This window comes from Lactococcus lactis, from assembly GCF_029023865.1.
GTDB classification, from domain to species: Bacteria; Bacillota; Bacilli; order Lactobacillales; family Streptococcaceae; genus Lactococcus; species Lactococcus lactis.
This window is the reverse complement of sequence record NZ_CP118969.1, coordinates 2376385-2395677: the sequence shown is the minus strand read 5'-3', so window position 1 is coordinate 2395677 and position 19293 is coordinate 2376385. Positions and strand designations below refer to the sequence as shown.

At 34.9% G+C, this 19293-nt stretch carries 17 protein-coding genes; 13 read left to right on the top strand and 4 right to left on the bottom strand.

The annotated features are described in order from the left end of the window. Positions 1-329: 329 nt before the first annotated feature. Positions 330-662, bottom strand: coding sequence for a winged helix-turn-helix transcriptional regulator (locus PYW37_RS12205; RefSeq protein WP_023164672.1), 333 nt, complete (start codon positions 660-662; stop codon positions 330-332). A 172-nt stretch (positions 663-834) separates the two neighbouring features. On the opposite strand from PYW37_RS12205, the gene PYW37_RS12200 reads away from it, so the two are divergent. After that, on the top strand, positions 835-1680 hold the full coding sequence (locus tag PYW37_RS12200) for an NAD(P)H-binding protein (RefSeq protein ID WP_023190251.1): 846 nt from the start codon (positions 835-837) through the stop codon (positions 1678-1680). Positions 1681-1713: 33 nt separating this feature from the next. On the opposite strand, the gene PYW37_RS12195 is transcribed toward PYW37_RS12200, so the two are convergent. Then, positions 1714-2220, bottom strand: coding sequence for a YkgJ family cysteine cluster protein (locus PYW37_RS12195; protein ID WP_017865183.1), 507 nt, complete (start codon positions 2218-2220; stop codon positions 1714-1716). 343 nt (positions 2221-2563) lie between these two features. Here PYW37_RS12195 and PYW37_RS12190 point away from each other — a divergent pair, with 343 nt between their 5' ends. From PYW37_RS12190 to PYW37_RS12145, 10 genes are all read left to right on the top strand, one after another. Continuing rightward, positions 2564-3910 (top strand): glucose-6-phosphate isomerase, encoded by a 1347-nt coding sequence (locus tag PYW37_RS12190; protein WP_010906353.1) that lies wholly within the window; start codon positions 2564-2566, stop codon positions 3908-3910. A gap of 188 nt (positions 3911-4098) precedes the next feature. Continuing rightward, positions 4099-5325: a multidrug efflux MFS transporter LmrP gene (gene lmrP / locus PYW37_RS12185; protein WP_025017145.1), complete on the top strand. Its 1227-nt coding sequence runs from the start codon at positions 4099-4101 to the stop codon at positions 5323-5325. 81 nt (positions 5326-5406) lie between these two features. Then, complete coding sequence (locus tag PYW37_RS12180; protein ID WP_003132654.1) at positions 5407-6627, top strand: MDR family MFS transporter; 1221 nt, start codon at positions 5407-5409, stop codon at positions 6625-6627. Between the two features lie 170 nt (positions 6628-6797). Continuing rightward, positions 6798-7337, top strand: coding sequence for a 16S rRNA (guanine(966)-N(2))-methyltransferase RsmD (rsmD, locus tag PYW37_RS12175; protein ID WP_023190253.1), 540 nt, complete (start codon positions 6798-6800; stop codon positions 7335-7337). A gap of 47 nt (positions 7338-7384) precedes the next feature. Beyond that, complete coding sequence (gene coaD / locus PYW37_RS12170; RefSeq protein WP_025017143.1) at positions 7385-7882, top strand: pantetheine-phosphate adenylyltransferase; 498 nt, start codon at positions 7385-7387, stop codon at positions 7880-7882. Then, complete coding sequence (locus PYW37_RS12165) at positions 7869-8897, top strand: SepM family pheromone-processing serine protease (protein WP_023190255.1); 1029 nt, start codon at positions 7869-7871, stop codon at positions 8895-8897. The genes coaD and PYW37_RS12165 overlap by 14 nt, the downstream gene beginning before the upstream one ends. Before the next feature lie 321 nt (positions 8898-9218). Then, complete coding sequence (locus tag PYW37_RS12160) at positions 9219-9332, top strand: KxxxW-cyclized peptide pheromone (RefSeq protein WP_011836076.1); 114 nt, start codon at positions 9219-9221, stop codon at positions 9330-9332. Positions 9333-9399: 67 nt separating this feature from the next. After that, positions 9400-10719 (top strand): KxxxW cyclic peptide radical SAM maturase, encoded by a 1320-nt coding sequence (gene kwcM, locus PYW37_RS12155; protein ID WP_025017142.1) that lies wholly within the window; start codon positions 9400-9402, stop codon positions 10717-10719. Then, the gene (locus PYW37_RS12150; RefSeq protein WP_044009594.1) at positions 10716-11855 is read left to right on the top strand and encodes an MFS transporter; all 1140 of its coding nucleotides are present in this window, start codon (positions 10716-10718) and stop codon (positions 11853-11855) included. Before kwcM ends, PYW37_RS12150 begins: the two co-directional genes overlap by 4 nt. Positions 11856-11965: 110 nt before the next feature. Beyond that, on the top strand, positions 11966-12823 hold the full coding sequence (locus PYW37_RS12145) for an Rgg/GadR/MutR family transcriptional regulator (RefSeq protein WP_023190258.1): 858 nt from the start codon (positions 11966-11968) through the stop codon (positions 12821-12823). Between the two features lie 84 nt (positions 12824-12907). Here the strand turns inward: PYW37_RS12145 and adhE are convergent, their stop codons facing one another. Both adhE and PYW37_RS12135 read right to left on the bottom strand, forming a co-directional pair. After that, on the bottom strand, positions 12908-15619 hold the full coding sequence (adhE, locus tag PYW37_RS12140) for a bifunctional acetaldehyde-CoA/alcohol dehydrogenase (protein WP_023190259.1): 2712 nt from the start codon (positions 15617-15619) through the stop codon (positions 12908-12910). Positions 15620-15850: 231 nt separating this feature from the next. Further along, entirely contained in the window at positions 15851-16876 is a 1026-nt protein-coding gene (locus tag PYW37_RS12135; RefSeq protein WP_023190260.1) for a lactonase family protein, read from the bottom strand. A 357-nt stretch (positions 16877-17233) separates the two neighbouring features. Here PYW37_RS12135 and rpsB point away from each other — a divergent pair, with 357 nt between their 5' ends. Both rpsB and tsf read left to right on the top strand, forming a co-directional pair. After that, complete coding sequence (gene rpsB, locus PYW37_RS12130; protein WP_023190261.1) at positions 17234-18001, top strand: 30S ribosomal protein S2; 768 nt, start codon at positions 17234-17236, stop codon at positions 17999-18001. A 122-nt stretch (positions 18002-18123) separates the two neighbouring features. Beyond that, on the top strand, positions 18124-19152 hold the full coding sequence (tsf, locus tag PYW37_RS12125) for a translation elongation factor Ts (RefSeq protein WP_025017141.1): 1029 nt from the start codon (positions 18124-18126) through the stop codon (positions 19150-19152). Positions 19153-19293: the final 141 nt, after the last annotated feature.

Sequence of the window (19293 nt, the reverse complement as noted above, 5' to 3'; positions counted from 1 at the left end):
ATAAGAAGGGAATTCAGAAGGGTAGTCCCTTTTTTACTTGCATTTGTATGAGGATTGATACTCATACCTAAACCAAATTTTCGAGGAATCCAGAAATCAGTTTCTTTGCTGACCGTTTGTTCACCATATCTCTGAAAAAAGAAGAGTAGTAATACAACGCTAAAGCATTCTGAGGCAGCAGAAATTCTGACGAAATTTACAGATAGGATTGAGCAAATAATTGTACTGACAAAAGTTAAAAACACTAAGAAGACACTAAGGATAAGACGAAATTTATAAATAATTAAACAAAAATTACTGACAGAATTTCCTGTCAGTAATTTTTATCTTTAAGCTTTGCTGATTTCTTTTTTATAAAGATTTCCCCAAGCTGCCATCGTATCATGGATTGGTTTGAGGGTTCTTCCAAGTTCTGTCAGTGAATATTCAACACGAGGGGGTACTTCTGCATAGACTTCACGATGAACCAGCCCGCTTTCTTCGAGGGCACGTAAATGTTGGGTCAAAACTTTTTGTGAAATATGTCCAACTGAACGTTGAAGTTCGCCAAAGCGCATGGTTCGCTCTAATAAATCACGGACAATGAGCATTTTCCAACGGTCGCCCATCAAAACAAGTGCTGTTTCAACAGGACAATCTGGAAGTTCAGAAATTTTTTTCATTTTTTTATTACCTCAAATCGTTGATATTATACAATAGTATCTAAAAGGGGTGTATCTAACTTTCAAGTGCTTACTTTACATATTGATGGTACAATGATATTATACACTTAGGTAGTCAAAAAAGCAAGCTACTTTAAAATATAAAAAATAATAAATAAATGGAGGATTTAACATGAAATATTTAGTAACAGGTGCGACAGGTGGATACGGTACTTATGCACTCGGATTTTTGAAAGAATTGGTTCCAATTTCTGATATTGCAGTTTTGGCTCGCACAGAAGAAAAAGCAGCCCCACTCAAAGCGGCAGGTTTCGATGTACGTTTGGCAGATTATTCAGATTTAACTGCTTTAGAACAAGCATTTACAGGAATTGACCGTTTGCTTTTTGTTTCAGGAGCGCCGGGAAATCGTCAAGCTGAGCATCAAAATGTTGTTGATGCAGCCAAAAGTGCTGGAATTTCTTATATTGCTTATACAAGTTTTCCTCAAGCAGAAAGGGCAACAAGTGACTTAGCTGCTGACCACATCTATACTGAAAAGGCGATTGAAAAATCAGGAATTGCTCACACATTTTTACGTAATAATTGGTACTTTGAAAATGAAATGCCAATTATTGCTGCTGCACTTTCAACTGGAAAATTTGTTTACAATGCACCAACAGGTAAAGTGGGCTGGGCTTTGAAACGCGAATATGCAGAAGTTGGAGCAAAAGCACTTGCTGGAGCAGATTTTCCAGAAGTTTTGGAGCTTTCAGGAAAAATATTGACTTACGCCGAACTTGCTCAAGCACTAAAAGCAGTTTCTGATAAGGAATTTGAAGTAGTCGCTGCTGATGACAAAACTTTTGTCAGTCATTTAGTTGAAACTGGACTTCCAGATTTTGTAGCGGAACTTTTCCTCGGCTTCCAAAAAGATATTGAAGCAAAAGATTTAGATGTGGAATCTAAAGATTTTGAAAAAGTCTTGGGACATTCACTGACAGATACAAAAGAAGCTTTGAAAGAACTTTTGGCATAATAAAAAAATTACTGACAGACCTGTCAGTAATTTTTATTTGAGTCTATAAGATAATTTCTCAACAAATTCATAAGCTGCTGGACAGTAAAGTGTATTTTTTATCGTTAAATTATTGATTTGATAAATCTTTTTACGGTCAGTATGGGGAAATTCGCGACAAGCTTTAGGACGAACTTCGTAAATGCTACAGAGATTGTCAGAACCAAGAAACTGACAAGGCATGGTTTGAAAAACTTTGTCACCATCTTCGTCAGTTCGGAGATATGCGGCTTCAAAGTCACTCACTTTCATTTTTAAATGTTTGGCGACGCGTTCAATATCGGCCTCTGTCCAAAGAGGGCCTAAGGTTTTGCAACAATTAGCACATTTGGTGCAATCAATTTCTAAAAAAACCTCTTCATGAACTTCTTTAACGATTTTATCTAATTGCTTTGGTGGTTTTTTGGCAAGTCCAGCTAAAAATTTCTTATGTGTCTTTTGTTTTTGTTGGGCTAGATTTTTATAACGGTCAAGGTCAATTTCAAATGTATATTTCATCATTAATATTTTAGCAAAAATTTACATGAAAGACTGATTTGTCAGTCGTCAAAGAGATTTGACACCCTTAAAAGTGTTAGGAGTTAGCTTATCAGTAAATCTTTTAATAACAATAAATATTCATTGAAATCTTAAACTAAATTTTTATAAAAAAAGCTGTCCCAAAGCTGGAAAAGTTTCACAGATAGAAAGCTAAACAAATAAGCGCTTACATAACCTTTAGTATTGTTAAAAAGCCGAAAAAGTGATAAAATGAACTAGAAAATTCGAAGATAAAACAATGCAAAAGTTGTCGTTCTTCAATAGCTAAATTCTCGTAAAAAGCGAGAAATTGAAAGGAATTAAAATGGCTCATATTAAATTTGACTATTCAAAACTCACTCCATTTGTAGCTGAAAATGAATTAGACGAAATCCAATGGCAAATCGACGGGGCAGCTAAATTGCTCCACGAAGGAAAAGGTGCTGGGAGCGATTATATCGGATGGCTTGACCTTCCTGAAGATTACGACAAAGAAGAATTTGCTCGTATTCAAAAAGCAGCTAAAAAAATTCAATCTGATTCAGAAGTTCTTATTGTTATCGGTATCGGTGGTTCATACCTCGGTGCACGTGCAGCAATTGACTTTTTGAGCAACAGCTTTGTTAACTTGCAAACTGCCGAAGAACGTAAAGCACCACGTATTCTTTATGCTGGTAACTCAATTTCTTCATCATACTTGGCTGACCTTGTAGATTACGTTGCTGACAAAGATTTCTCTGTAAATGTAATCTCTAAATCAGGTACAACAACAGAACCAGCGATTGCTTTCCGTGTCTTCGAAGAAATGTTAGTTAAAAAATACGGTCGTGAAGAAGCAAACAAACGTATTTACGCAACAACTGATAAAGAAAAAGGTGCTGTAAAAGTTAATGCTGACGCAAACAACTGGGAAACTTTTGTTGTTCCAGATTCAGTTGGTGGACGCTTCTCAGTATTGACAGCTGTTGGACTTTTGCCAATTGCAGCTTCAGGTGCTGATATCACAGCTTTGATGGAAGGTGCTAACGCTGCGCGTAAAGAATACACTTCTACAAATGTTCATGAAAATGATGCTTACGCCTATGCTGCACTTCGCAATATCCTTTACCGTAAAGGTAAATTCTCAGAAATCTTGATCAATTACGAACCAAGCCTTCAATATTTCTCAGAATGGTGGAAACAATTGGCTGGTGAATCAGAAGGGAAAGACCAAAAAGGAATTTACCCAACTTCAGCTAACTTCTCAACAGACCTTCACTCATTAGGACAATGGATTCAAGAAGGAACACGTACTGTTTTTGAAACAGCAATCCGTATTGAAAAACCACGTAAAAACATCAACATTCCAGAACTTGACGCTGACCTTGATGGACTTGGATACTTGCAAGGTAAAGATGTTGACTTCGTTAACAAAAAAGCAGCTGACGGCGTGCTTCTTGCTCACACTGACGGAAATGTTCCAAACATGATCGTGACATTGCCTGAACAAGACGAATTCACACTTGGATATGCAATTTACTTCTTTGAACTTGCTATCGGTGTTTCTGGTTACTTGAACGGAATTAACCCATTCAACCAACCAGGTGTTGAAGCTTACAAGAAAAATATGTTCGCTCTTCTTGGTAAACCAGGATTTGAAGAACTCAGCAAAGAATTGAATGACCGCCTTTAATCTTTGATTAAAAGTGTCATAAAAATCACTGACAAGATTTCTGTCAGTGATTTTTTGTATATTTTCATAAGTTATGTTTTCAATCTCTGTATTTTATTAACAACTTTTAAAAATCCACCTAGTTTTTGTTTATTATTTGTGCTACAATTATAGATAAATTAAAAAAATCGGAAAATTTAAGGAATAATATGAAAGAGTTTTGGAATTTAGACAAAAATTTGCAACTCCGTTTAGGAATTGTTTTTTTAGGTGCCTTTTCATATGGCACCGTTTTTTCTTCAATGACCATTTATTATAATCAACATTTGGGAAGTGCAATTACAGGGATTTTGCTTGCCTTATCTGCAGTAGCCACTTTTGTCGCAGGAATTCTTGCAGGTTTTTTTGCTGACCGAAATGGTCGAAAACCAGTGATGGTTTTTGGGACAGTGATTCAACTTTTGGGAGCTCTTTTAGCCATTGCCTCAAACTTACCAGGTCACGTGAATCCTTGGTCGACTTTTATTGCTTTTTTGCTGATTAGTTTTGGTTATAATCTTGTGATTACTGCAGGAAATGCCATGATTATTGCTGCATCAAATGCTGAAAATCGTAAAGTTGTTTTTATGTTGGATTATTGGGCGCAAAACTTGTCAGTTATTTTAGGAGCAGCATTAGGTGCTTGGCTTTTTAGACCAGCATTTGAAGCACTTTTAGTGATATTACTTTTAACTGTCTTAGTCTCATTTTTCTTAACCACTTTTGTAATGACTGAGACTTTTAGACCGATTGTAAAGGCCAAAGAAGAAGCAGAAAATATTTTTCAGGCCTATAAGACAGTGCTACAAGACAAAACTTACATGATTTTTATGGGTGCTAATATTGCGACCACTTTTATTATCATGCAATTTGATAATTTTTTGCCTGTTCATTTATCAAATAGTTTTAAAACAATCACTTTTTTTGGTTTTGAAATCTATGGACAACGGATGCTTACGATTTATTTGATTTTAGCTTGTGTATTAGTGGTCCTATTAATGACCACCCTAAATCGATTGACCAAAGACTGGTCACACCAAAAAGGATTTATTTGGGGAAGTTTATTTATGGCAATTGGGATGATTTTTTCATTTTTGACAACGACGTTTACGCCTATTTTCATTGCCGGTATTGTTTATACTTTAGGTGAAATTGTTTATACACCAAGTGTTCAAACTTTAGGTGCAGATTTGATGAATCCAGAAAAAATTGGTTCTTACAATGGCGTTGCCGCAATTAAGATGCCGATTGCCTCCATTCTTGCCGGTTTACTTGTTTCGATTTCACCAATGATTAAAGCAACAGGAGTTTCTTTAGTCTTAGCATTAACTGAAGTTCTAGCGATTATTTTAGTGCTTATTGCTGTAAATAGACACCAGAAAACAAAAATTAATTAAAAAATGACCTCAAAAAACAGGAATTTATCTTGAAAAGGAGTCAAGATAGATTTTTTATTGAAAAAAACAGAAAGAAATAAAATGAAAGATTTTTTTGGATTACATCCAACACTTAAAATTCGTTTAATTATGAATTTTTTTGGGACGCTTTGCTTTAGTACAGTGGGTGGCTCAATGACAATTTACTACAATAAATATATGGGAGCGGGAATCACGGGATTACTTTTAGTCATTAGTTCAGTCATGGTTTTCTTGGTTGGGCTTTATGCTGGTCATTTGTCCGACGTTCAGGGACGAAGACCTGTGATGATTTTCTCAACTGCCATTACTGGTTTTGGTGGAGCTTTAGCAACATTTGCAAACTCATCTTTTTACTTCAATCCTTGGGTCACTTTTTTAGGATTTCTTATTATTAATTTTGGTTTTGGCTTTTTTAACACCGCAAGTCAAGCGATGATTGTAGATTTGACAACAAGTGAAAATCGGCGAGTCGTTTATAGTATTCAATATTGGATTATCAACTTTGCAATCATGATTGGTTCAGGACTTTCAGGCTGGTTTTTCCGAGATTATTTGGTTTGGTTACTTTTAGCTATCACAATTGAAGAAATCGTTAGTTGTTTGGTTGTAATTTTTTGGATTGATGAATCCTTCAATCCAGATACTCAGCAGCATAAGCAAGAATCAAACATTATTAAAGCCTATTTCACAGTTGCTAAAGACCGTATTTTCATGTATTATTTATTTGCTTCGGTCTTTATTGCGATGATTTTTAATCAAATTGATTATTATCTTCCAGTCCATTTGAGTGATAGTTTTAGAACAGCAAGGATTTTTGGAATTGAAGTTTATGGACAACGGATGCTGACAATTTTCCTAATGGTCAATACCTTAGTCATCGTATTATTTATGGGGAGAGTCAACAAACTAACCAAAAACTGGTCACGAAGTAGTGGAATATCCATTGGAATTATTTTGCAAGGTTTGGGCTTCATGATTGCATTTCTTGGTCGTGATTTAACTTGGGAACTGATTGCAGCATTGGTAGCAACAATCGGTGAAATGATTTTGGTTCCATTTTCACAGGCTCTGCGAGCCGATTTAATGGATGGAGACCAAGTGGGAACTTATACAGGAGCTTTTTCAGTGACTCAGCCTATCGCTTCGGTCTTGTCAGGAATCCTTGTGTCTCTCTCAAGTCTTTATGGAAATATTGGAATGACCATCTTCATGTTTTTCATTATTGTATTAGGTGTGCTGCCCTCACTACGAGCAATTCGGATGCATGAAAGTCATTCATGAGTTAAATATAGGTAAAAATAAGTTTCAAAAGTTAGAATGAAATTCTGATTTGAGAAACTTATTTTTTTGTCAGTAAAATAATAAGAAAATTTTTACTGACAGAACCTTTAAACCAAGGCTTACAGGGAGATTCGGCTCTCCATTTGAAATTTTGTGATATAATTATTTTCATGAGAGTAGTTTCAGGAAATTATGGCGGAAGACCGCTAAAAACATTGGCAGGAAAAACAACAAGACCAACCACCGATAAAGTTAAAGGAGCCATTTTTAATATGATTGGCCCTTATTTTGAAGGGGGACGTGTTCTTGATTTATTTGCAGGCTCAGGTAGTTTGGCAATTGAAGCTATTTCAAGAGGAATGGATCACGCCATTCTTGTCGAAAAAGACAGAGCAGCTCAACAAGTCATTTTGGAAAATATCAAGATGACCAAAGAGCCTGAAAAATTTCAATTATTAAAAATGTCAGCAGAACGAGTCTTATCAAACTTGTCAGAGACTTTTGATTTAGTCCTCTTAGACCCACCTTATGCTAAAGAACAAATTGTTGAAAACTTAGAACTTTTGCAAGAGAAAAAACGACTGACAGAAAATATAATTGTCGTCTGTGAAACAGACAAGGAAGTTGAACTCCCTGACCAAATTGGAAAATTAGAGCTGACCAGACAAAAAACTTACGGAATTTCTAAAATTTCAATTTATGAATTTTGACTTTTACTGACAGAAATTCTGTCAGTAAATTAAGAAAGAAAAAAGTAATGACAGAAAAAATTGGACTCTTTACAGGAACTTTTGACCCACTGACAAATGGTCATTTAGACGTTATCAAACGTGCCAGTCAACATTTTGATCAACTTTATGTTGGAATTTTTAAAAATGACCAAAAAAATCCACTTTTTCCAACTGATAAACGATTGGAAATGCTAGAAGAAGCACTGACAAGTCTGTCAGTAACTCATAAAGTCAAAGTCATCAAACATGAACGTGATTTGACAGTGAATATTGCTAAAAAACTTGGCGTGACAGCTCTGGTTCGTTCTTTGCGTAATAGCCAAGATTTAGAATATGAAAAAAATATGTTCTATTTTAATATGGAGATGACAGGCATTGAAACCATCTTTTTCTTAGCAAAACCAGAACTTGAACCATTAAATTCAACACGGATGCGAGAATTACATGCCTTTGGTCAAGATGTCAGTGCTTGGGTTCCAGAAAATGTGAGTCGTGAATTAAGGAAATTAGATGAAAAAAAATAAAAAAATTAATCCCAAATTAAAATGGGGAATCTCGATTGGTCTAATTGTTGTTGCCCTTTTAGCTTTATTTTATCCAACGAGTTACTATGTGGAAATGCCCGGAACAACCGAGCCTTTAGGGAAAATGGTCAAAGTTGAAGGCAAAAAAGATGAACATAAAGGTGATTTTTTCCTGACGACTGTCCAAATTGCACGAGCAAATCTTGCTACAATGATTTACAGCCATTTTAATAGTTTTACAAGCATTTACAGTGAGCAAGAAATGACTGGTGGACTTAACGACGCACAGTTCAACCGTGTCAACCAGTTTTACATGGAAACGGCACAGAATACAGCGATTTATCAAGCTTTTAAATTAGCTAATAAACCTTATGAACTTAAATATGAAGGCGTTTATGTCCTTGATATTGCCAAAAATTCGACCTTTAAAAATAAGCTAGAACTTGCAGATACGATTACAGCAGTCAATGGTCAACAGTTTACATCAAGTGCCGACATGATTGCTTATGTTTCCAAACAAAAAGTCGGTGATTCAGTAACGATTGAATACACGAGAATTGACGGCACAAAGCACAAGTCAACTGGCAAATACATCAAAATTGCTAATGGTAAAACAGGAATTGGGATTAGCCTAGTTGACCATACTGAAGTCGTGACGACTCCGAAAGTTACTGTCAACGCGGGTTCAATCGGTGGTCCCTCTGCGGGGATGATGTTTACACTAGAAATTTACAGTCAGTTGACAGGAAAAGATTTGCGAAACGGTTGCGAAATTGCTGGAACTGGGACGATTGAACACGACGGAAGCATTGGTCAAATCGGCGGTGTTGATAAAAAAGTAGCCACAGCGAGTAAAGAAGGGGCAAAAGTCTTCTTAGTGCCTGATTCAGGCACCAAAAAGGAAAGTAGCAACAATTACCTTGGAGCCAAAGCCGCCGCTAAAAAACTAAAAACGAAGATGAAAATCGTTCCCGTCAAAACTATTCAGGACGCTTTAGATTATTTAGAAAAATAAAAACTACTGACAGCTTTTCTGTCAGTAGTTTTTTCATCGGATATTTTTGGAATATATGACAAAAGATAAATAAAATAAATTTTTTTATAAAAAGTTTAGAATTGGGGTTTTGAAAGTAAAAACTGGAGATAGAGTAATAAAAATAAAGAAGAAAAAAAGAGAGCCAATATAGTAACAACGTGGGTTTTCTCATGAACTTAACAATTAATAGAGTTTTGGCATATATTCCAAATAAAATTTATACTATCAATAATTTTGATAAAATAACAGATACCAATTGAATCAAAATTGGTATCTGTCTATATTAAAAGGAGATTTATTATGCAAAAAGAACTTAAAGAACAATCAACCAAACCAGAGCTTTTGGCAATGCTTAAAAATGTATTGGAAAATAGTTCAATGGCTAAGGGAGATGGATGGGCTGCTAGCAAATAAAATTTGATAGCAGAATTGGCGACGTTTAGTCGCCTTTTTTTGAGTAATATTTAGAAAGGATGTTAATATGTACGTTTTATCAGATGAATTATTATTTAGAGTTGAGAAAAACGGCGGAATTTTAATAAATAAAAATAATTTTAGCAGATTAGAATTGTCAGAAAGTGAGTCTATTTTTTTATCTTTAGTAAAAGAAATGGGAAAAGAAAAAGCATTTAACGAATACATAAAATATTTTAATGCTGATTCTCTAACAAAAATTTTACGAGAAAAAATTTATAAAAAAGGAGAGATAGAAGAAAAAGAGGTATCTTCTTTCTCAATTATTAATAAAATACAAAGTAAGATTAAAGAGCTGAAAAAATTAAATCAAATGAGTTTTCCGCTAGAGTTAGTGATTTATCCTAGTATGTATTGCAATCTTCATTGTGGCTTTTGCTTTCTTGCAAACAGAGAAGACGAAAATGTTCATCTTGCAGATGATTGGAAAAATATTTTAAGTCAAGCAAAAGAAAATGGAATTTTATCATTTTCTATATTAGGTGGGGAGCCAACGAAATATAAAGACATAGATAATCTTTTAAAAATTATTGATTCATTGAAAGTAGTGACAACAATAACAACAAATGGTCAAGAGATAAAAAAATCAACAATAGATATTATTTGCCAATCTGATTATATTACCCCAGTTATATCTCTTGAATCAATAGATGATTTTAAAAATTTTGAACTCATGGGTACAAGGGCAAAAAGAGGAATAGAATTAATAAAGCTTTTTCATGAAAGAAAAAAGAAAGTCAGATTAAATACGGTTTATTCTAATCAAAGTGAAGAGGATATTATGGAGCTCTTGAAGTTTGCGATTAAAAACGAAATTGACCGTTTTTCTATTGCGGACTACTCCGAAGTGACTGGTTTTACAAAAATAACAAAAATATACAATATATCAGACCTGAGAAAATTAGAAGAAAAAGTTAGAAGATATCTACTAGATAATAAAATAGATAATTTCAATTTTTCAGTTGAAGGATGTTTTTATTTTACGGCTTTTCCAGAGTTAATTGAGGAGGGAAAAAATCTATCGGAATTTGAAAATATGTATTTTGGTTGTAGAGCGAAGCATACGAAAATGGAGATTTTATCTAACGGGGATGTCTTACCTTGTATTGCATTTTTAGGTGAAAAGCATACTTCCAATGCTTTTCATCAAACATTGGCTGAAATATGGAAAAACGATTCAAATTATACAGAAGTTAGAGAATTTAAAACAGAAAATAAAGATTGTTTAAAGTGCTCAATGTTAAGAATTTGCGAGGGGGGATGCTATCCCAAATTACAAAGAACATTAAATCCTAACTTTACGAAAGATAAAACTTGTCAGCTATGAAAATCATAATCAAATATAAACAACTTTTTCTATTTAAACTCTTTTTGTCCCTCCTTCCCTATTTTTTTATTAGCATATTAATTATGAATGCTTTGGGTTATAGATATTCTGAGATTATGATTATTAGTGCAATGACGCAAATAATAGGAGTGATTTTAAATCTACCGCTAGGTATTTATGCTGAACAAAAAAATAGAAAAAAAGTATTATTACTTAATAATATTTTGTCAATTATTGCTTTTACCCTATTTTTATTTGAAAAATTTTATTTAGCAATCTTAGCAGCGGTCATACTTGGGATATCAGAAGCTCTATCTTCTGGAGTAATGCAAACTTTTTCTTATGAACAACTTCCAGATGATGTTACATATCGCAAATATCTTGAAGGCAGCAGTTCAATACAATATCTTGCAATATCAGTGATGACAATTATCACACCAGCCATACTACATTTCAATCGTTTTTTACCAATCATAATATCAGTAGCATTTATTGTTTTTTCAACCATTTTTTTATGTTTTATAAAATTAGAAAAAAGAGAAGAAAAACAAGAAGAAAAAATAACTATTAATATAAGGACATTACGAAAGGGATTAAAAGTATCGTCTAAGCTAAACTTATTCATTTTATTAGGAATAACTGTCACAACACTCATCATGTCTGTCAATAGTTGGAGTAGTATTTTATTGAAATATCATTATTTTCTACTTAAGTATTTAGGGCTTGTTTTGTTTACTTTTAATGTATGTATGGCAATTGGGAGTCGAATAAAGTGGAAAAAATTATCGATAGTTATGCTATTACCATTAATATCAATTCTTTTATTTTTTACAAAATCGGTATTTACTACTATTGTTTTATTTTCTATTTTTAGATTAATAAATGGTGGCTATAATAACTTTTTCATTGGGGAATTTAATAAACTAATAAAAAATAATCGAGTAGTTTTCTGGTCAATATATGATACATTTTTATCTCTGTTTTATATTTTTGCTGATTTATCAAGCGGTCTAATTGCCCAAAATTTAACTGTAGAATTTATTTATTTAATATTTGGTCTGATTTCCTTACTTATTCTCCTAATTTATCTTTTAGCTAGAAAAAATATTTATTTTAGAAAAATAAAAAACTACTGACAGAAAAGCTGTCAGTAGTTTTTTTATCTAGTTTACAAGCTAAAAGCAAAGTTGTATAATAATTTCAAATAATTTAATAAATTTGGAATATATGACAAAGGGAAAATGAAATGGAAAAAAATTTAAAAACCGGAATAATAATTGCTTTTATCAGAGAAACGAAGCATCTGAAATTAAAAGAAATGACTGGTGGCGATTTTTCAGAATCTCAGCTCGCAAAATTTGAAAAAGGAGAAACAGAGATTACGGTGGGTAAACTATTTACCGTTTTAGAAAACTCAAATGTCTATTTAGATGAATTTCAAAACCTTTATAACGAATATGAACAATCAGATGAATACAACTACCGTCACGAGTTGGCTGTGGCTTATGCGCAAAAAAATATCAAAGTAATAAAGGAAATTCAAAATTTTTGGGAAGAAAAATGCCAACAGAAACCTGATAATAAATTTTATCAGATTAATAAAATAGTGGTTAAAATCAACTTAGCAATGGCAAAAGGTTCTACTGTTTTTAAGGAAGATACTGACTTTTTGATGAACTACCTTGAATCTATCAGCGAATGGGGACGCTATGAACTATGGATTTTTGGGAATTGTCTTCGACATTTTGATGATAATGCTTTAGAGTATTATGGAATGCAAATTTTAGGAAAAGCAAATTATTATCACTCAATTCATCTCAATCAGCAGATCGTAATAAGAACATTTTTAAATCTTATTGATACTTGGTTACGTCGAGAAAATTTGATGCAAGCTTTTAAATATATCAATCACTTAAATGAAATAGGAATAAGTATCAATTTTTTCTATGAAAAAATTATTTTAAAATATCATGAAGCTCATTATAAAGTATTGCAAAAACAAAACGGAGCGATTGAAGAAATGAAAGAACACGCGCAAACCTTGGGAGATTACGGTTACTCAGTAGAAGCAAAAGCTCTTTTTGAAGAAATTGAAAAATTATAATCCTTTGACATTAATTTATATTCTATTAAAAAAGCGCCCAGATAAATTTATATGGGCGTTTTAATTACTTTCATCAATAGATTATTAGTATTGGTCTAACAAGAGTTGTTTAATCTCTTCAATACGTGGTTGACGAGGATTAGCAGGAGTACATTGATCATCATAAACAAGGTCAGCCAATTTATCAAGTTCACGTTCAAGGTGAGCTTTATCGACACCATTTCCTGAAAGGGTGATATTAATATCAATGCTATCAGTCAGTTTCTTAAGTTCAGCAACCAGAGCTTGCACAGCTTTTTCATCTGAATCATCTTTACCAGCAAATCCCATGAAGCGTGAAATTTCAGCGTAGTCCTCTTGAGCACGATATGTTTCATAACGTGGGTAAGGGGTACGTTTAACGTTTCCTGTTACAGCGTTAAATTTAATGACATGTGGCATAGCGATGGCAATGGCAAGACCATGAGGAAGTCCAAATTCACCACCAATTTTATGAGCAAGTGAGTGGTTAATTCCAAGGAAAGCATTAGCGAAGGCCATACCAGCGAGTGTTGCAGCATTGTGCATATTTTCGCGGGCTTTTTGTCCTTCTTTAGTTGGATGCGCTGGGTCATAATGATAAGACTCAGTCAAGTTTTCAAAGATAAGTTTGATCGCTTGAAGTGAAATTGGTTTTGTATAGTCAGAAGACATAACAGAAACGTAAGATTCAAGCGCGTGTGACATCGCATCAATACCAGACCAAGAAACAGTACGTTTTGGTACAGTCATAACAAACTCAGGGTCAACAATGGCAACTTGTGGTGTTAATTGGTAGTCAGCAAGTGGGTACTTAACATGAGTTTCATCATCAGTGATAACTGCAAATGGAGTCACTTCAGAACCAGTACCAGAAGTAGTAGGAATTGCAACCATTTGTGCTTTATGTGGATGGTAGAATTTAATAATACGTTTACGAATATCGACAAATTTTTGAGCTAATTCTTGGAAAAGTTCTTTCAAACTTGCATCATCAGAAAGGTCAGCTTCACCACGAGCATCATATTCATAAATCAAACGACCAATCTTACCAGCATCGAGAGCAGAACCACCACCAAGACAGATGACAGTGTCAGGTTCAAATTGTTTCATTTGACGAGCGATTGCAATTGCTTCGCTCAAAGTTGGGTCAGGTTGAACAGAGCCATAAATGCTTGTTTCAACTTGAGTTGGGCGGATAGCAAGTTGTTCCAAAACTTTATCAACGAAACCAAATTTAACCATACCAGGGTCAGCAACGATGAAAGCTTTGTGAACGTGTGGCAATTCTTGTAAGTAAGAAATTGCATTTTTTTCGTAGTAAATTTCTTTTGGCAAACGAACCCATTGTGGGCGATTACGACGTTTAGCCACTGTTTTAACATTCAATAGATCGTATGTACTCAAATTGTGTGAAAGTGAATTTTTCCCCCATGAACCAGTTCCAAGTGTAAGTGATGGACGCATTGCATCAGTATAGATATCTCCGACCCCACCAATAGAATCTGGTTGGTTAACGAGGATACGAGAAGCTTCAACTTTTTCGCCATATTCTTTAACGAATGGATCATCCATTGCACCGATTTGAATTGCAGCATTATGTCCAGCACCTTGATAAGCAAGTAAGCTACGTACAATCTCAATTCCTTCTTCACGTGTTTCAGCTTTGTAGATTGAAAGCAAAGGAGAAAGTTTTTCAGAAGAAAGTGCTTCACCAATATTTTTCTTATCAAGTTCAAAAAGAAGGACATCTTTATCTTTAGGAACTTTGACACCAGCTTGTTCAGCAATCCATTGACCAGAACGACCGGCAACAGGACCAGTTACTCCAAAACCTTCACCAGCACGTTCAACAAAAACGAAACTTTCAATAGCTTTGTAGTCTTTTTTAGGAACCATATAAGCGCCTTGTTCTTGCATTTTAGCAATAAATTCATCATAAACTGAAGCATCAATAACAGCTGAATTTTCAGTGGCACAAATCATCCCATTATCAAAACGTTTTGAAAGCAAAAGGTCTTCAACGGCACGTTCAATATTTGCAGTAGCATCAACATAAACAGCACCATTACCAGCTCCAACACCAAGTGAAGGGTTACCAGATTTGAGTGCGGCGTTTACCATTCCTGGGCCACCAGTTGCAAGGATTGTTGCAAGTCCACGGTTTTGAATCAAGGCGGTAGTCATGTCAAGGCTTGGTACTTCAATCCATTGAATAAAGTCTTCCGGTGCACCAGCTTCAATTGCAGCATCGTAAACAATTTTTGCTGCATGGCTTGAACATTTTTGAGCTTGAGGGTGGAAAGCGAAAACAATAGCATTACGTGTTTTTGCAGTCAATAAAGATTTAAAGATTGCTGTTGATGTTGGATTAGTTGTTGGAACGATACCAGCAAGTACACCGAGAGGGCTTGCGATTTCAACAGATCCAGCAACCTTGTTTTCAGAAATGACACCAACAGTTTTGTCATTTTTAATTGCGTTATAAACAGATTCAGAAGCAAAGTGGTTTTTGGTATCTTTGTCTTCGACAACACCACGACCAGTTTCGTTAACGGCTTCATGAGCGAGTTCTAGAGAATGTTTGCTTGCTGCAAGAGCCATTGCAGCGACAATAGTATCGACTTGAGTTTGTGTATATCCTTCAAATTTAAGAACAGCAGCTTGTGCTTTTTTGACTAATTTGTCAGTATAAGCAACAGCTTCTTGGAATTTTGCGGCTTTTTCTTCAGCGCTTAAAACTTTCTTTGCAGCTGGAGCGGCTTTTTTAGTTGCCATATTTGTAGGTTCTCCTTTGTGATTTCATTCACTTTCTTTTACGTGAATAGTTTAACAAAGTTTTTTATAGATGTCAAGCGATATTGTGATGGTTTTTACAAAAACACTCATCAAAAGTTTAGAAAACGGTTTATAACAAGCTTTACTGAAGAAAAAAAGATTGCTAATTCTTTGAGAGAAATTAGCAATCTTTTTTAGTTTATCAGTCAAACTTTGTGAAAAAATAAATTTTTATAGTGGTAAAACACAAGTGATTTCAGGAGCGTAAAAATCTTTTTGTTCCAAAGTTAAAGTACCGGTTTTTTTATCTCGCAAGAAAAGAGATAAATTATCAGATTCTTGATGAGCGACAATGATATAATCTTCAGTTTTGTTGAAATTAAAATCGCGAGGGATATGACCTTCAGTATTTGTCCAGCCAATAGTTTCAAGTTTTGTACCAAGAGGACTTACTTTGTAAGTTGTCAAAGAATCATGTCCACGATTAGAAGTATAGAGGAATTTACCGTCAGATGAAATACGGATGGCAGCAACACCATTTGCTCCATGATAATCTTCAGGTAGGGTGCTAATTGTTTGAAGACGAGCAAAGCGTCCTTTTTCTTCATTGTAACTTAAAACTTCAATTGTTGAATTTAACTCTCCAACCAAATAAGCGATTTTACCATTTGGATGGAAAGTAATATGACGAGCACCCATTCCTTTTTCTGCCCGATAAATTGTAGCAATATTGAGTTTACCTTCACCAATGACATCATAAACAGTGACTTCATCTGTTCCCAAATCACAGGTGACAAGTCGTCCGTCAGGAGTCAAATCAGAATAATGAACGTGTGAGCTAGCTTGTTCAGGACGTGGTCCAGAACCGGTATGTTTTACTGTATCCGTTAATCTGAGTGAGCCATTAGCTTGAATCTTATAAACACGAACTTCTCCAAGATGATAGTTCGCTCCGTAAACTAATTGTCGCGCTTCGTCCACGGCAACATAGCAGAGTGGAGCTCCCGTGGTTGTGACATTTCCGAGATGAGTAGCAGTTTCGCCATCAAAATCAAAGGCGGCGATTCCTCCACCATTACTATCTGCTGCACAAGTATAGAGGTGTCCCTTTTCATCGAGAGTGATATAAGTAGGGTTTTGAACCGCAGAGACTTCATTTAATGATGATAATTCAGCAGCTTTAGTGTCCAAAAGAACACTATATACGCCTTTAGATACACGTTTTGTATAGCCGCCTAAAAGGATTTTTTCTTTCATATTTCTCTCCTCACAAACTAATTTATTTACTATAATTATTTTATCACAAAAAAAGCGGTTTCAGCAAAAATATTAATTTTTTCTTAGAAAAAAATTTAAAAACTTACTCTTTTAGTGATTATAGCGCCTAAATTAACAATTAAATTTGTCAGATAATAGGAGTGGTTAGAAAAATAGATTTACTGAACAATAGAAGCATGAATAGATACTTGCAAAAATAGGTCAAACAATGTATAATGATAGAGTTGCTATGCAACCATCTCGCATTTCGTCTCGACAAAGTCGTAGTGTACGCAAGTATTGCGGCTGCGGATGACAGATGAAAGAGGAAAAACTATTTTAAAAGGAGACATTAACATGTCAGTTATTTCAATGAAACAACTTCTTGAAGCTGGTGTTCACTTCGGTCACCAAACTCGTCGTTGGAACCCAAAAATGAAACCATACATCTTCACAGAACGTAATGGTATTCACGTTATCGACCTTCAAAAAACTGTAAAACTTGTTGACGATGCTTACAACTATGTAAAAAACGCTTCACAAGAAGGTGCAGTAGTTCTTTTTGTTGGTACTAAAAAACAAGCTGCAGAAGCAGTTAAAGAAGAAGCTCTCCGCGCTGGTCAATACTACGTAAACCACCGTTGGTTGGGTGGTATGCTCACTAACTGGAACACTATCCAAACACGTGTGGCACGCCTTAAAGAAATCAACAAAATGGAAGAAGAAGGAACTTTCGAAGTTTTACCTAAGAAAGAAGTAGTTCTTCTTAACAAAGAACGCGAACGCCTTGAAAAATTCATCGGTGGTATCGCTGATATGCCTCGTATTCCAGATGTTATGTACATCGTTGACCCACATGCTGAACAAATCGCAGTTAAAGAAGCTAAAACTTTGGGAATCCCAGTTGTAGCAATGGTTGACACAAACGCAGATCCAGAACCAATCGACGTAGTTATCCCTGCAAATGATGATGCTATCCGTGCTGTTAAATTGATTACAGCTAAAATGGCAGACGCTATCATTGAAGGACGTCAAGGTGAAGATGCAGCGGATGATTTCGTAGCAGAAGAAGCAGCTTCAGAAGAATCACTTGAAGAACTTGCTGAAATCGTTGAAGGTAAATAATTTTAACTTCAACTTATACTAATTAAGTAACTACAACAGGCGAGGCCTTACGCCTCGCCTGTTTTTTTTAAATAAAACTACTGTCAATACTGACAGAAAAAAACACATAGGAGATTTACAAAATGGCAGTAACAGCAGCTCAAGTAAAAGAATTACGTGAAAAAACTGGTGCAGGAATCATGGACGCTAAACGCGCTCTTGTTGAAACTGACGGAAATATGGAAGCAGCAGCAGAACTTCTTCGTGAAAAAGGGATTGCGAAAGCAGCTAAAAAAGCTGATCGTGTAGCCGCTGAAGGACTTACAGGAATTGCCGTAAACGGAAATGTTGCAGCGATTGTTGAATTGAACTCAGAAACAGACTTCGTAGCTAAAAATGATCAATTTGTTGCCTTGGTTAAAGAAACAGCAGAACTTATTGCGTCTAAAAAACCAGCAACTAACGAAGAAGCATTTGCACTTGAAACAGCTTCAGGTATTACTCTTGAAGCAGAACTTGTTCAAGCGACTGCTACGATCGGAGAAAAAATTACTTTCCGTCGTTTTGCAGTAATTGAAAAAACTGATGCTCAACACTTTGGAGCTTACCAACATAACGGTGGTAAAATTGGGGTTGTTTCTGTCGTTGAAGGTGCAGATGAAACACTTGCTAAACAACTATCAATGCATATCGCTGCAATGAACCCTACTGTTCTTTCAGCTGATGAACTTGATTCAGAATTTGTAAAAGCTGAATTAGCACAAATGAACCACAAAATTGATGAAGACAACGCTAGCCGTGTACTTGTTAACAAACCAGAACTTCCACACCATGAATTTGGTTCTAAGAGCCAATTAACAGAAGAAGTTCTTGCAGCAGCGAAAGCTTCATTTGAAGAAGAACTCAAAGCTGAAGGAAAACCAGAAAAAATCTGGGACAAAATTCTTCCAGGTAAAATGGCTAAATTCATCGTTGACAATACAAAAGTTGACCAACAATTTGCTCTTCTTGCACAACTTTACATCATGGATGACAGCAAAACAGTCGAAGCTTTCCTTGAATCAAAAGGAGCTAAAGCAATTGCATTCACACGTTTTGAAGTTGGTGAAGGAATTGAAAAAGCTGAAACAGACTTCGCAGCAGAAGTTGAAGCAGCAAAAGCAGGACTTTAATTTAATTAAAAAGCAGCCTCTAGAGGTTGCTTTTTTTATTTTGAAAATAAAAAAGGGCTTTTCGGTTAGAAAACTAAGAAAATAGTGTATTTCTTTGACGCATTATGCTATAATTATATTTGAGATTTTCTATCTATTTAA